The 14,078-nt window shown below is 39.1% G+C and carries 14 protein-coding genes; 8 read left to right on the forward strand and 6 right to left on the reverse strand.

Annotation, left to right across the window (positions count from 1 at the left end; translation table 11 throughout):
• Positions 1 to 30 precede the first annotated feature (30 nt).
• The 6 genes from ABM34_RS08130 to ABM34_RS08155 form a co-directional block, all read right to left on the reverse strand.
• Entirely contained in the window at positions 31 to 246 is a 216-nt protein-coding gene (locus ABM34_RS08130) for a hypothetical protein (RefSeq protein ID WP_048704861.1), read from the reverse strand.
• Positions 239 to 742 (reverse strand): hypothetical protein, encoded by a 504-nt coding sequence (locus ABM34_RS08135; protein ID WP_048704862.1) that lies wholly within the window; start codon positions 740 to 742, stop codon positions 239 to 241. The genes ABM34_RS08130 and ABM34_RS08135 overlap by 8 nt, the downstream gene beginning before the upstream one ends.
• A 297-nt stretch (positions 743 to 1,039) precedes the next feature.
• A complete protein-coding gene (locus tag ABM34_RS08140; RefSeq protein WP_048704863.1) occupies positions 1,040 to 1,723 on the reverse strand; it encodes a Crp/Fnr family transcriptional regulator in 684 nt (227 codons plus the stop codon).
• A gap of 25 nt (positions 1,724 to 1,748) precedes the next feature.
• Positions 1,749 to 2,309, reverse strand: a complete 561-nt coding sequence (locus ABM34_RS08145; RefSeq protein ID WP_048704865.1) for a ferritin-like domain-containing protein — start codon at positions 2,307 to 2,309, stop codon at positions 1,749 to 1,751.
• On the reverse strand, positions 2,309 to 2,539 hold the full coding sequence (locus ABM34_RS08150; protein ID WP_048704866.1) for a heavy-metal-associated domain-containing protein: 231 nt from the start codon (positions 2,537 to 2,539) through the stop codon (positions 2,309 to 2,311). Before ABM34_RS08150 ends, ABM34_RS08145 begins: the two co-directional genes overlap by 1 nt.
• 82 nt (positions 2,540 to 2,621) lie before the next feature.
• Positions 2,622 to 4,472 (reverse strand): heavy metal translocating P-type ATPase, encoded by a 1,851-nt coding sequence (locus tag ABM34_RS08155; RefSeq protein ID WP_048704868.1) that lies wholly within the window; start codon positions 4,470 to 4,472, stop codon positions 2,622 to 2,624.
• 612 nt (positions 4,473 to 5,084) lie between these two features.
• Between ABM34_RS08155 and aroC the strand changes: the two genes are divergently transcribed.
• From aroC to ABM34_RS08195, 8 genes are read left to right on the forward strand one after another with little or no spacing between them, the layout of a single operon-like run.
• The gene (gene aroC / locus ABM34_RS08160) at positions 5,085 to 6,263 is read left to right on the forward strand and encodes a chorismate synthase (protein ID WP_048704873.1); all 1,179 of its coding nucleotides are present in this window, start codon (positions 5,085 to 5,087) and stop codon (positions 6,261 to 6,263) included.
• Positions 6,264 to 6,276: 13 nt separating this feature from the next.
• Positions 6,277 to 8,247 (forward strand): transketolase, encoded by a 1,971-nt coding sequence (gene tkt, locus ABM34_RS08165; protein ID WP_048704874.1) that lies wholly within the window; start codon positions 6,277 to 6,279, stop codon positions 8,245 to 8,247.
• 1 nt (position 8,248) lies between these two features.
• Positions 8,249 to 9,052, forward strand: a complete 804-nt coding sequence (gene aroE, locus ABM34_RS08170; protein ID WP_048704875.1) for a shikimate dehydrogenase — start codon at positions 8,249 to 8,251, stop codon at positions 9,050 to 9,052.
• A 24-nt stretch (positions 9,053 to 9,076) separates the two neighbouring features.
• Entirely contained in the window at positions 9,077 to 10,069 is a 993-nt protein-coding gene (gene aroF, locus ABM34_RS08175; RefSeq protein WP_048704877.1) for a 3-deoxy-7-phosphoheptulonate synthase, read from the forward strand.
• Positions 10,070 to 11,140, forward strand: coding sequence for a 3-dehydroquinate synthase (gene aroB, locus ABM34_RS08180; RefSeq protein ID WP_048704878.1), 1,071 nt, complete (start codon positions 10,070 to 10,072; stop codon positions 11,138 to 11,140). It abuts the gene before it with no gap.
• Positions 11,141 to 11,161: 21 nt separating this feature from the next.
• A complete protein-coding gene (aroA, locus tag ABM34_RS08185; RefSeq protein WP_157023273.1) occupies positions 11,162 to 12,451 on the forward strand; it encodes a 3-phosphoshikimate 1-carboxyvinyltransferase in 1,290 nt (429 codons plus the stop codon).
• On the forward strand, positions 12,448 to 13,290 hold the full coding sequence (locus ABM34_RS08190; protein ID WP_048704881.1) for a prephenate dehydrogenase: 843 nt from the start codon (positions 12,448 to 12,450) through the stop codon (positions 13,288 to 13,290). Before aroA ends, ABM34_RS08190 begins: the two co-directional genes overlap by 4 nt.
• A complete protein-coding gene (locus tag ABM34_RS08195) occupies positions 13,283 to 14,065 on the forward strand; it encodes a shikimate kinase (protein ID WP_048704883.1) in 783 nt (260 codons plus the stop codon). Before ABM34_RS08190 ends, ABM34_RS08195 begins: the two co-directional genes overlap by 8 nt.
• The last annotated feature ends 13 nt before the right edge of the window (positions 14,066 to 14,078 follow it).

Below are 14,078 nucleotides of genomic sequence, written 5' to 3' on the forward strand. Positions count from 1 at the left end.
ATATTTATCTTAAATGAAAAGAAATAATCACTAACATTTCTTATTAAATTTGTTTTCAGCGTATTCTTTCATAATCCTTGCTGTTTCTTCTTTGTGTGCTTCTCTGTATTTATTCAATTCTTTCACGAATCTTTCCTTTTCCTCTGGTGTCTCTTCATGTGGTGGATACTTTAACATTAATCGATTATTCTCGTCGATCAATTCATCCAAATCCATATTTTCATAATCTAATTTACGTTCACTCATTCTCGACATCTCCCAAATATTTATTTACTAGCCATTTACTTGTCACTGAATTTAAAATCATATAGCCATTAGGCAAAGTTTCTGCTCTTAAATGTGAAGAGTAATAATCTCGAAGGTTTGTCTTTGGCATAAACCTAACATACCCTTGACCACCATTATCAACACTTGCTCTAGCCGCAATGGCGAATAGGTGTCCACCAACTCCATCTAAACCGTTACCGTGACCTATGTTTTTCGGAGCAGATTCAACTAATTTCACTTTTACAAAACCATCATCAATCTCAAAACAAATGAGTCCTTGAATTTGGTCTGATCCAACTGTCGATAATTGGATAATGCTATTTTCTGGCCTATTTTCCATTTCCCAATCAAATCTCCAGCCTAATTTCTTCAACCGTTTTGAAAATTGAATATTTACCGATATTTCCTTGTAATATGTTTTATATCGTTGACCTGTACTTGAATCTTCCAAACAATCCGTCAACTTGTCTATCAAAATATCTACTTCATTGTTTTGATTATTGATAACGACTTTATCCTCGTAATTTCTATTTAATTTGATACTAGAAATTACGAGGAATATTCAAAAAAATCTTCTATCTTTCAAAATAAGAATCAATTGGTCTACCTACATCTATAACACATACCAGACCCCATTACTTCAAAACAACAAAATGAGTGCTCCACCATGCCACATTCGTTCTCCTATGCCCGATACCAGTCAATCTCAAATCATTTTGACTCAAAAAAATAAGCTCGATTTCCATTTAGAAATCGAGCTTATTTTATATTTCTATATCAACATGGCTAATCCATCTGAATCGAGGATTTTTACTTTTAATCCTTTATTTTCTAACAGATTGTCGTCGGCCATCTTGGTTAATTTCCGGCTAATTGTTTCAGGCGTTGTGCCTAAATAGGTCGCAATGTCTTTCTTCTTTAAGGGGAGTGTAAATCGTTCTTCATCGAGTCCGGCACTTGTTTCTAACAAGTAATTGGCGAGCCGGCTTTCAACACTGGCAGTCGTTACCTCAGTGTTTTGTTGCTCGAGTTGTGTGATTCGTTGTCCGAAAGCATTTACCATGTTGACTGCTAACTCAGGGGAAGTTTTCATCAACTTTTGGAAGTCGTTTCGGGAAATTGAACAGACATCGGTATCCATTAACGTTTGGGCAAAACTATTACGTTCGTCGTTTTCGAATAGTGCTGCCTCTCCGTCAAAATCGCCTGTTTGGAGAATCCGAATCATTTGTTCCTTACCGTTTGCAGCAATCTGGAAAACTTTTGCCTGTCCATGAGCAATGATCATCAATGAGTCTGCGTTGTCACCGGCATGGTATAAGAATTCACCACTCTTATAGTGATGCTCAGAAACAATTTCTGCCAATGTGGCAATATCGCGTTCTGGTAATGATTGAAAAATTGTAACAAGTGACAAACAGTCTTCATCTGTGTGTTCGTGGGCTAGTTTTACCATAGTGATTGCTCCTTATTGTAAAAATTTAATCTTCGTCATCGTCATCTTCGTCGTCTTCAAGTCCTTCAGTAGCAGTTTTGCCAAGAAGTGCTTGATAGATACGGATTTGGTGATTATTCCAGCCATATAAATCAATCAATAATTTGTTGAAAGCTGGACGGCCTTCTTTTTCAGCCAATTTAATTGCACGTGTCACAAACATATTATCAGTTACGAAATCATCAACAACCGTTTGAAGCATTTCGTCTGCGTCGAGATATTTGTTCTCACCGTGTTCTTCCAACATAGTATATTCTTTATACTCGTCAGTTGTCGAAGATGGAATCTCACCTTCATCTAATAGTTGCTCAGCAATCTTCTCATACCAGTCATAGTTTTCAAAAATTGTTTGTCCGATTACTGCTTTATAACTTTCAGCATTTGGGCCTTTCACGAACCATTCAATTTGGTGCAATTTCATATTCATAATCATACGATTTGATAAAACATGATTAGTCATTGCTCCAGCTGTTGGTGTGTGGTGGTCAATATCGACTTGTTTTTGTTCTGCTTGAAACTTTGCTTCAATAGTTGCTTGTTCTGACATTATGCAGCCTCCTTAACTTTGATCTTCTTAACTTCGTATCCTAATTCAGTAATAACTTTTCCTAATTGGTCAGCTGAAACTTTGCTTTCATCAAAGTCAGCCTTTACTTTACCAGCATTGAACAAAACCTTGACGTCAGAAACACCGTCTTGATTTTGAACTGCCTTTTGAATTTTTGTCATACATGATGGGCATGTTAATTCGCCTAATTGTAAAATTGCTTTTGCCATAATTTGTTTCCTCCTTAATCGTTAAACCTATCATAGTACCTATTTGCGAGTTTTAAATTGATCTATGTCAAGAAAATCAAATTTATCTTAATAATCTCATCGCATTAAAGATAACTACTAAAATACTTGCTTCGTGAACGAACATTCCACTTGCCATTTGGATTATTCCAACTAACAAACCTAATAGAAGTAAAGCAACTGTTCCAACAGCAATGGTGATGTTTTCTTTAGTATTGGCAACTGTTTTCTTGGCTAAAATATATGCATGTGCAAGTGATTTGAAACTTGATTTTACCAAGACAATATCAGCTGTATCGATGGCAACGTCAGTACCTGTTCCCATTCCGATACCAATATCAGCTGTGGCAAGTGATGGACTATCATTAATTCCGTCACCAACGAAGGCTACATTTCTACCTTCAGCTTTAAATTGTTTAACAAATTCAACTTTTTGTTCAGGTAGTAATTCAGCATGAACTTCATCGATTGGTAGTTTTTCTGCAACTCGTTGAGCAGCCAATCTGTTATCACCAGTTAACATTACAATCTTTGTCATACCGGCTTTCTTAAGTGCTGTGAGTCCTTCAAATGCATCTGGTCTTAACTCATCATTAACACCAACAATTAATCTAATTTCTTTGTTAATTGCCATCATAACGATTGAATCTCCGTCGTCTAATCTGGCATCGATTGCTGCTCTGTTTTCTGGAGTAATTTCCACTCCATTATTTTGCATCAATCTTTCATTACCAACTAAAATTTCTTGTGAATCGTCTGAACCAACCATTCCTTGGCCTTTTACAGTATCAAGCTCTGGGATCTTTGGCAAATCTTTGATTCCTTCATTAGAAACGTATTTTGTAATGGCACGTCCTAATGGGTGATCTGAATTGCTTTCAACGGCTGATAAGATTGCCATGTCAGCATTCTTGTCAGTTCCGAATGAATCCATTTTTGAAACAGTCATCTTACCAGTTGTTAATGTACCAGTTTTATCCAAAACAAGTGTATCAACGTGTGAAAAGCTATTTACCGCATTTCCACCTTTCATCAAAATACCGTTTTTAGCACCGTTACCAATTCCGGCAACGTTTGAAACTGGAGCACCAATGACCAAGGCACCAGGGCATCCAAGAACTAGGACAGTGATGGCTAACTCAAAATTCTGAGTAAAAATCCAAACTAGAATTCCGATTACTAAAACAGCGGGAGTGTAATATGTAGCAAACTTATCAATAAATCTAGCAGCAGGAGACTGGCTATCTTGAGCCTCTTCAACGAGTTCAATAATTTTACCAAAAGTTGTATCTTCACCAACTGTCGAAGTTTCGACCGTGATTGTTCCATTATCAATTAGTGATCCAGCGAAAACTGAATCGCCGTCTTCTTTTTCAACTGGAGCAGACTCACCCGTAATAGAAGCTTCATTAACGTATCCAGTTCCGTCAACGATTTTTCCATCAACAGGAATTTGTCCACCGGGTTTAACCACAACGTGGTCTCCGGCGTCTAAGTCGTCAATATCTACAGTCGAAATATTTCCTTCATCATCTATTAATTCGGCTTGTGTTGGTGCCATTTGAGTCAAATCTTTAACAGAGGAACGTGTCTTTTGTAATGTTCTCTGTTCCAAATAATTTCCGAATAGGAATAAGAAAGTAACAACGGCTGATTCTATATATTCACCGATTATGAAAGCTCCGATAACAGCGATTGTTACTAACAGGTCAATACTGATGACCTTATTCTTTAAAGCTGAGAATGCGTGAATTGCGATCGGAATAGCACCTAAGATACTGGCAATAATCATTAAGATGTTAGCAACCAGTTCAATTTTAACTAAATATGTAAAGAACAAACTAGCAACAATTAAGATACCAATAACAGCAGTTAATTGATTTTGATGTTTTTGTAACCATATATTAAATTTCATGTTTTTGTTCCCCTTTCAACTTACAAATCACATTGTATGGGGTTTTGAGGTAAATAAAATTGACGCTCATCAAGTTTTTAAATTAATTTAGTAATTTTTTTTATAATTATCTTTCACATCTAAAAAGAGGCCGAAACCATTATAATAATAGGGATAAAACTAATTCGATCTAATTTTGGCACTCGATATTTTCATGAAAATTTGTTTTGAGCTGTTGCAACCTCATAATTCCTGTGCTATTGTATATGAAAATTAGAAATTAATTAAATTTATGAAAGCAGGACTAAGAAATGAAATTGTCAGCTAAACAAAACACGTTAAGCATATCATCTTCATGGTATTACTACTTTATCAACGAGTGATCGCGACCTTCGGGTGTGTCGGTCACGGCACATTCGATAAAGTAGCCTTTTAACGTGTTTACTTGATCGAGTGATTATAAAAATTACACTTGGTTGAGTAGGACAATTTTTCATTGACTGTTTATTAGCGGTCGACCAAGTGTATTCCAACACTTGATCGACCGCTTTTTTCATACCAAGAAGTGCTTCGCACTTCTTGGTAACAAAAGAATAAATATAAAAAATACTAAAACCAAAGAGGGAATTTTCAATGAAATACATGACAGCAGGAGAAAGCCACGGACCAGAGGAAATCGCAATTATAGAGGGTATCCCATCGGGATTACACATTTCCGAAGAAGACATCAATAAAGAATTAGCTCGTCGCCAACATGGTTATGGACGTGGTCAACGCCAAGTCATTGAAAGCGACACAGTCAAATTTCTTTCTGGAGTTAGACATCAAGAAACACTGGGCTCGCCAATTACATTGAACGTTCACAACGACGATCATAACCACTGGGCCAGCATCATGGCACCTAACGACGTTGAGACTGATGAAAATTCAGTTAGAAAAGTAATGAGACCTAGACCAGGACATGCCGACTTAGTCGGTGGCATGAAGTATCGCCACTTCAAGGATTTAAGAAATGTCTTGGAACGATCGTCAGCTAGAGAAACAGTCATGAGAGTGGCAGTTGGAGCAGTCGCAAAACAACTACTAAAAGAAATAGACATCGATGTTCATGGATTTGTTTTAAACATCGGTTCAGCAAAAACTAACTTAGATAAATTAGAGAATTTTAAGAAACTAGATGACATTCGCCAAGTATCTGAAAGTTTCCCAACTAGAACCTTAGATGAGGAAACCGACAAGAAAATGCAAGCAGTTATCGACCAAGCTAAAAAAGAAGGAAACACTGTTGGAGGCACTGTTCAAGTTTTCGCCACAGGAGTTCCTGCAGGACTTGGCTCTTATGTAACTGCCGACGACAAACTTGATGCAAAAATCGCCAGAGCAATTGTTGGAATCAATGCCTTTAAGGGAGTTGATTTCGGAGGCGGATTTAACAACGCTGAGAAATTTGGAAGTCAGGTAATGGACGAAATCTTTTGGTCAGAGGACAAAGGATTCTATCGAGGCTCAGACAACCTTGGTGGATTCGAAGGTGGAATGACAACCGGTGAAATGATTGCTGTAAGAGGCGTTGTCAAACCAATTCCTACCTTATATCGTCCAATGCATTCCGTTGATATTGATACGCACGAAGAACACAAAGCAAGTATTGAAAGATCAGACACAACGGCAGTTACCGCCGCAGCCGTAATTGCCGAAAGTATGGTAGCAATCGAAATTGCCAAAGCAATCTTAGACAAGTTCGATAGCGACAACTTAGGAAGATTAAAAGAACAACTAAAAGCTTACAAAGAAGAAATCAAAGAATTCTAAAGGAGAAATTATTATGGATGAAGATACGAGAAATATACATGCTTTAAAAATGTTAGCTGTTGAAGCTATCTCAAACGCAAATTCTGGTCACCCCGGAATCGTTCTCAGTGTGGCACCTATGCTTTACACATTAGCCACAAGACATTTAGTCGTTGATCCCGAAACTCCAGATTGGATTAATCGTGACAGATTAGTTCTCTCAGCTGGACATGGTTCAGCACTGCTATACAGTCACCTTCATCTATCAGGATTCGATTTAAGTATGGATGATTTGAAACGATTCAGACAACGTGGTTCACGTACACCAGGACATCCCGAATTTGGTGCAACACCTGGTGTTGATGCAACTACTGGACCAATTGGACAAGGCGTTGGTATGGCCGTTGGTATGGCTGTCGCTCAAAAGAGACTAGAGGCAAAATTTGGTAACTTGATGGATCACTTCACATTCGCAATTGTCGGTGATGGTGATTTAATGGAAGGAATTTCTCACGAAGCTGCTGAATTTGCTGGTATCAATAATCTAAATAAACTAGTCGTGTTATACGATTCAAACGATGTTTCATTGGATGGACCAACTAGTCGCTCATTCAAAACTAATCAAAGAGATCGTTTCGCAGCATACGGCTTCGATACCTTCCTAGTTGAAGATGGTGATGACATCGACGCAATCGATGAAGCAATCACTAAAGCAAAGGCTTCACCAAATCCAGCATTCATCGAAATCAGAACTATCATTGGTGAAGGTGCTCCTAACCAAGGAACCAACAAAATTCACGGCGCCCCACTAAATGACGATGCTCTACAAGTATTGGAAGACAATCTAGACTGGCATGAAGCTCCATTCACAGTTCCTGACGACGTAACAACTTCCTTCCGGGAAAAAGTTTTCGACCGGGGCCATGCAGCACATGTCGCTTGGGGTAAAGAATTAGCTGAATCTTCACAAAAGGCTGAAATCCTCCACGACTTCGAAGTTCCTGTTTCAGTTGATGGAACAAAATTAACTACTTTCAAACCTGGCGAAAAAGATGCTGGTAGAAAAGTTGGTCACACTGCTATGAACGACATCGCCAAACAAGTTCCAAACTTAATTGGTGGAGCTGCCGACCTTGCTTCCTCAACTAAAACAGAAATTGAAGATGGCGGAACTTTCTCAGCCGACAATCCAACTGGTAAAAACATCCCCTTCGGTGTTCACGAATTCGGAATGAGTACAATCATGAATGGTATCGCCCTACACGGTGGTTTGAAAGTCTTCGGTTCAACTTTCGCAGTTTTCTCAGATTACTTAAAAGCTGGTATTAGATTGAGTGCTTTGCAAAAACTTCCTGTTATCTACATCTTCACTCACGACTCAATCGCCGTTGGACAAGATGGACCAACTCATCAACCTATCGAGCAACTTTCTGGACTTCAAAGCATCCCTAACCTAAATGTTGTTAGACCAGGAAGTCCTAATGAAATTGTTTCTGCTTGGAAGATGGCTATCGAATCAACTAATCGCCCAACCGTAATGTTCTTGAGCCGTCAAGACATTCAAGAATTGCCAGCTGACAACTCAGCTACATTGCTAGAAAAACGTGGTGGCTACGTTGCTAACTTTGAAAAAGGTAACTTGTCAGCAATCCTTCTTGCTACTGGTACCGAACTAGAATTAGCTAAAGCTGCACAAAAAGAACTAGAAAAAGACAATATCTTTGCTAGAGTTGTATCTATGCCGGATCAAGCTAAGTTCTTGCAACAAGATATTTTATACCGTGAAAGTGTTCTTCCTAACAACCAACGCCGCCGCATCGCTATCGAAATGGCTTCACCACTTGGCTGGGCAAATGTTGTTGGCCTTGATGGCAAGATCATTGGAACTGAAACTTTCGGTGAATCAGCTAAACCTGATGAAGTTATCGAAGACTTCGACTTCACAGTTGATAACGTAGTTTCATCAGTTAAGAATTTACTCTTCAAAATGGAAAAGGTGGGATAACATGCCAAAAGCTTTATACGGGTTAATCGGCTACCCTGCACTGCATTCTAAATCACCACGAATGCAAAATGCCGCTATGGAAAATTTAAATATTGATGCAATGTACAAAGCTTTTGAATTCGCACCTACAAAAATGGATGAAGAAATCAAGAAACTTAAATTACGTAACATCCAAGGTTTTAACGTCACCATGCCATATAAAAAGGCCATCATCAACTACTTAGATGAGGTCGATCCAATTGCCGCAAAACTCCAATCAGTAAATACCGTTAAACGTATCAACGGCAAGTGGGTCGGAACTTCAACTGATGGTGCTGGCTTCTGGCACACAATTAAGAATGATCCTAAAAAAGTTGTTCTAATCGGAACTGGCGGTGCCGCACGAGCAATTATCGCTAGTAAACCTGACAACATTGAATTAAAAGTTTTCAATCGCAACTCACAACGATTTTCTGGCCACGCTCAACAAATGCAAGAATTGTTTGGGATTGAACTTAAAAAACTATCTGATATTGAACAAGATCTAGGTGATACTGATTTAATCATCAATGCCACTAACGCTGGAATGCGTGACAATGAAAGCGTCCTTAGCCAAGAAAACTTTTTACAGGCAAAGAGTTCTTGTCACGTGATTGATATTATTTACCGAGATTTCCCAACTAGATTCATGGAAAACGCTAGAAATGCCGGATTGACTGCTGAAAATGGATTAAACATGCTAATAGCCCAAGGCGTGCTTAGCTTTCAAATCTGGTTTGGACAAACTGCACCTGAACAACTTATGACCGAAATGGTTCACAACTAAACTAAAACAAAAAGAGGAATAATAATGATTATCGAATTAAAGAATGTAGAAGACGCTAACAAAGTAATGGAACAAGCTAATGCTAAGAAATTGGAACATGTTTTCCAACATAACAATCGTGTCGGATTTGTTGACCAAAATGCTTTAGGTGACGTACCTTTCGAAATTGATAATGTTGAACAAGTAATTACTGAGCACCCTGCCGCAATTCAAGCAAGTCGACTTTTCCACCCAGAAAATACTGTTATCAAAACTGAACATAGTGTAATTGGTGACGGAGGATTCGCATTAATCGCTGGTCCTGACTCAATTGAATCAGCTGAACATGTTCTCTTAATGGGTAAAGATGTTCAAGAATCTGGTGCTACATTGCTACGTGGTGGTTCATTCAAACCTCGTACAAACCCATACAGTTTCCAAGGTCTTGGCGAAGAAGGACTCAAATGGCACCGTGAAGCTGCCGATAAATTAGGCATGGACATGGTTACTGAGATCATGGATACCAGAGACCTAGAAATGATCGACAAATACACTGATATGTTCCAAATTGGTACACGTAACATGCAAAACTTTGCTTTGTTAAAAGCTGTTGGTAAAACTAACAAACCAGTTGTTCTAAAGCGTGGTATGTCAGCTACGATTGACGACTTATTGAACGCATCTGAATACATTGCTGCCGGTGGTAACCATCAAATTATCTTGATGGAACGTGGAATTAGAACTTTCGACAACAAATACACTCGTAATACATTCGATGTTTCTGCTATCCCTGTTTTGAAAGACTTAACTCACTACCCAGTAATCGGTGACCCATCTCACGCTGCTGGTGTTACTAAATTTGTTGAACCAATTGGTCTTGCTGCGGCCGCTGCTGGTGCTGACGGTTTGATGGTTGAAATCCACAACCACCCTAAGGAAGCCTTCGTTGATGGTAAACAAGCTCTAACTCCAGCACAATTTGATCATCTAGCAAAAGTTGCTACAGACATCCACAATCTAGTGAAAGAAGAAAAATAAATGATTACCGTAACTCTACCTACTAAAAAGTATGACGTGAAAATTGAAATGGGACTTGGCCGCAAAATTGGTGAGACCGTTAAAGAGGTTTGGTCAAAACGAAAAGTCATCGTGGTTACTGATGAACAAGTTGGCGACTTATACCTTCATACAACAATTAATGAATTGAAAAAAGCTGATTTTGACGTCATAACCGCAACCGTACCCGTTGGCGAAAAATCGAAAAGTTTAAAGTTTGTCGGTGAAATCATCGAAACCATGGCAGACAACGGATTCACCCGCGGTGACGGTGTAATTGCACTAGGTGGTGGAGTTGTCGGTGATTTGTCCGGAACCGTCGCAAGTTTGTACATGCGTGGTATCGCCTTTATCCAAATTGCTACCTCATTGACTGCTATGGTTGACTCAAGCGTCGGTGGTAAAACCGCCGTTAATCTTGGCAAAGTCAAAAACATCATCGGATCCTTCTACCAACCAGATTTAGTTATCATCGATCCAATCTTCTTGAATAGCTTATCTGAACGCAATCTTGTCGAAGGATACGGCGAAGTTGTTAAGTGCAGTGCCCTCGAAGGTGGCGACTTTTTCGACCTGACTGGAAAAATTAATAAAGTGGACGATATTTTATCAAACGCACCCGATTTAATTGAACGGTCAGTCAATTTCAAAGCCAATGTGGTCATGAAAGATGAAAAAGAAAGCAACCTCCGTCGAATTTTAAACTTCGGTCATACATTAGGACATGCCATCGAGCTTCTCGCTGACGGAAAATTAATGCATGGTGAAGCCGTTGCAATTGGTATGGTGACTATTTCCCAATGTTTCGAAAAAACTGGTGTCACACCCGCTTCTGTGACCTCAGCAATTCAAACAAGATTGGAATCTGTTGGATTACCAACATCATCTAATCTAATCGGTACAGATGCGTTTTTCGACCATCTCAAAAACGACAAAAAAAATGACCACGGAACATTGAATCTTGTAGCACTCAAAAACATCGGAGAACCTATCATTGTCCCAACTAAGTTAACTGAAATGCCTGAATTTGTTTCAGGACTAACAGTTAAATAACCAAATCCTAAGGAGATCAAAATGAAACAACTACCAACAACAGCCAATGGACTACACGGAAGTGTCGTAGTTCCCGGAGATAAAAGTATTTCACATCGTGCCATGATGTTTGGAGCTATGGCAACCGGAACGACAAAAGTTTTACGACGTTTAGACTCTGCTGATGTCTCTAGTACGATTAGTGTTTTGAAATCCTTAGGAGCAAAAATAACCGAAAAAGATAACAACATCACCGAAGTTGTTGGAACCGGTGTTGCTGGTTTGAAAAGCCCCAATCAGCCATTAGACATGGGAAACTCGGGTACCTCTACCCGACTTTTAACCGGACTAATTACTGGTGCAGGTTTGAACGCCACGATTACCGGCGATAGCAGCCTTTCAACTCGTCCGATGGATCGAGTAACTGTACCTTTATCCGAAATCGGAGGTACTTTTACTTCCGACCATGGTCATTTGCCATTAACAATTGAGGCGTCAAAATTAGACACTGAGATTCATCAAACTTTGAAAGTAGGTTCAGCTCAAGTTAAAAGTGCCATCCTCTTGGCAGGCTTAGCTGCTGGATCAGATACATTCGTCACTGATTCCTTCCATACTCGAAATCATACCGAACAAATGCTTCCAAAATTTGGTGTAAAAGTTGAGACTTCTGGCGACACGATTCACATCCCCGCCAATCAAAAATTGCAGGCAACTGAAATCGAGGTCCCTGGTGATATTTCATCAGCAGCCTACTGGCTAGTAGCCGGTCTCATTACTCCTAATAGTAAATTGACCATCAAAAACGTCGGGGTTAATCCCACTCGTATCGGCATCATCAAAGTTCTTCAAGATATGGGTGGAGACATTACCATCGATACGAAAACTGATTTCGGTGAACCAATTGCTGATATTACCGTTAAAACTAGCCAACTTCATGGAGTCGAAGTTGGCGGTGACATCATTCCTTCCTTAATTGATGAAATCCCCGTAATCGTTTTAGCTGCTACTCAAGCAACTGGCAAAACAGTTATCAAAGATGCCGCCGAATTAAAAGTTAAGGAAACCAATCGAATTGACACGGTTCAAGAAGAATTAAATAAGCTAGGTGCAAATGTAATTCCAACAGACGACGGATTTATTATTGATGGTCCCGCAAAGCTTGCCAGTAGCGGAGTTCACGTTTCTGGACACGGAGATCACCGAATTGCGATGATGCTATCTATTGCAGCCTTGGTCACCAATGGTACTATTACTTTAGATGATGATGAGAGTGTAAAAATCTCATATCCAACATTTTTCAATAACTTGGAAGGACTCGTAAAATCATGACAAAAGTAATCGTAGATGGCCTTGGCTCAATGGGAAGCTCATTAGCCGAAAAATTAGAAGACAATAACTATTATGTTGTTGGTATCGATGATAATCCCTCAACAACTAGAATTGCCCTCTCTGAAAATGTAATTAATGAAGTTGGTACTTGGAATGAAAAAACTGCTCAAGATGCTGACTTAATCATTTTGTGTACTCCAGTTTCTGTAATTATTAAGCAATTGGATGCATTGAAAAAAATGAATTTAAGCGAAAACACAATTGTTATGGATATCGGTTCGACTAAGGGTGAAATTCTCCAAGCAGCCAAAGGACTACCTAACTTCATTGGTGGACACCCAATGATTGGTACAGAGAGAAAAGGTATCGTCGGTCGTGATAAAAACATGTTCAAAGGCACTCCATTTTTCTTAATTGGTGACACTAGTTTGGCAGAGAAAGTTACAAACCTTTTGGCCCCATTGGAATCTGACTTCCAACAATTATCTGCTGATGAACACGACAATTTAACTGCTGCTATTAGTGCTTTGCCTCACCTTGTGGCTTATGCTCTGACTGATTCCGTTGATAAAATGCTTCCTGATAACAAATTGAACTGGCAAAATCGTGTTGCTGGTGGCTTTTCTGATACAACTAGAATTGCAAAATCTAACCCTAGTCTCTGGACTGACATTATTGTTTCTAATAAAGAACAAATTTTGGCTGGTTTGGATGACATGATTCAAACTCTTTCTGACTATCGTGAGGATCTCGCAAACGACGACAATGAAGGTTTAAATAAGAAAATATCTAAAGCTCAAGAAATTAGAAAAAAGGTAGGTGAGTCTGAAAATGGCTGACACTGTTATGTTAATTGGCTTCATGGGCGCTGGCAAAACGACTGTTGGACAACAACTCGCCCAAGCTACTAATCAGAAATTTTTAGATTTAGACGATGAATTCGTCAAAGAAACTGGATCTTCCATTAATGATTTTATGAACGCAAATGGTGAAAGTGGTTTCCGTAAAATGGAAACTAAGATTCTCGAAAATCGCCTTGCTAGTCCCGGTGTTATCAGTACTGGTGGTGGAATTATTGAATCTGACACTAACCGTCAAGTTATCAAAGACAGTGGTGCAACGGTTATTTTCTTGCAGGCCGATTTTGCAACTATTTTGCAACGTTTGTCTTCTGACACTGACCGTCCCCTACTCCGTCAACTTTCGATGAAAGAATTGACTGACCGTTGGGAATTCCGCCAACCTCTTTATAATGAGGTGGCTAATGCTGTGATTATGACTAACGGTAAGAGTCCTAACAAAATCGTTCATGAACTAACTAATATGCTTTCTTTGGAAGATGATTCATTAGTCTCTTTAAGAAGTGAGATTGACAGTCTCGATCGTCAAATTCTAAAGCTGATTTCTGAGCGAGTTAATGTTGTCAAAGAGGTCGCTGCGGTTAAGAAGCTAAATGGCATTTCAGTGGTTCAACCTAATCGGATGGACCAAATCAGACAAGAACTCAAAGAAGAGTTCCAAACTGATCCTAATATTTCAGATGAGCTGATTGATGATTTAGTAAGTCTCCTTACTCAAACAGCAATAAATAAAGAACAAGATATAGTAAAGTAGTGTAACGGCGTTG

Source organism: Companilactobacillus ginsenosidimutans (genome assembly GCF_001050475.1).
Taxonomy (GTDB): Bacteria; Bacillota; Bacilli; order Lactobacillales; family Lactobacillaceae; genus Companilactobacillus; species Companilactobacillus ginsenosidimutans.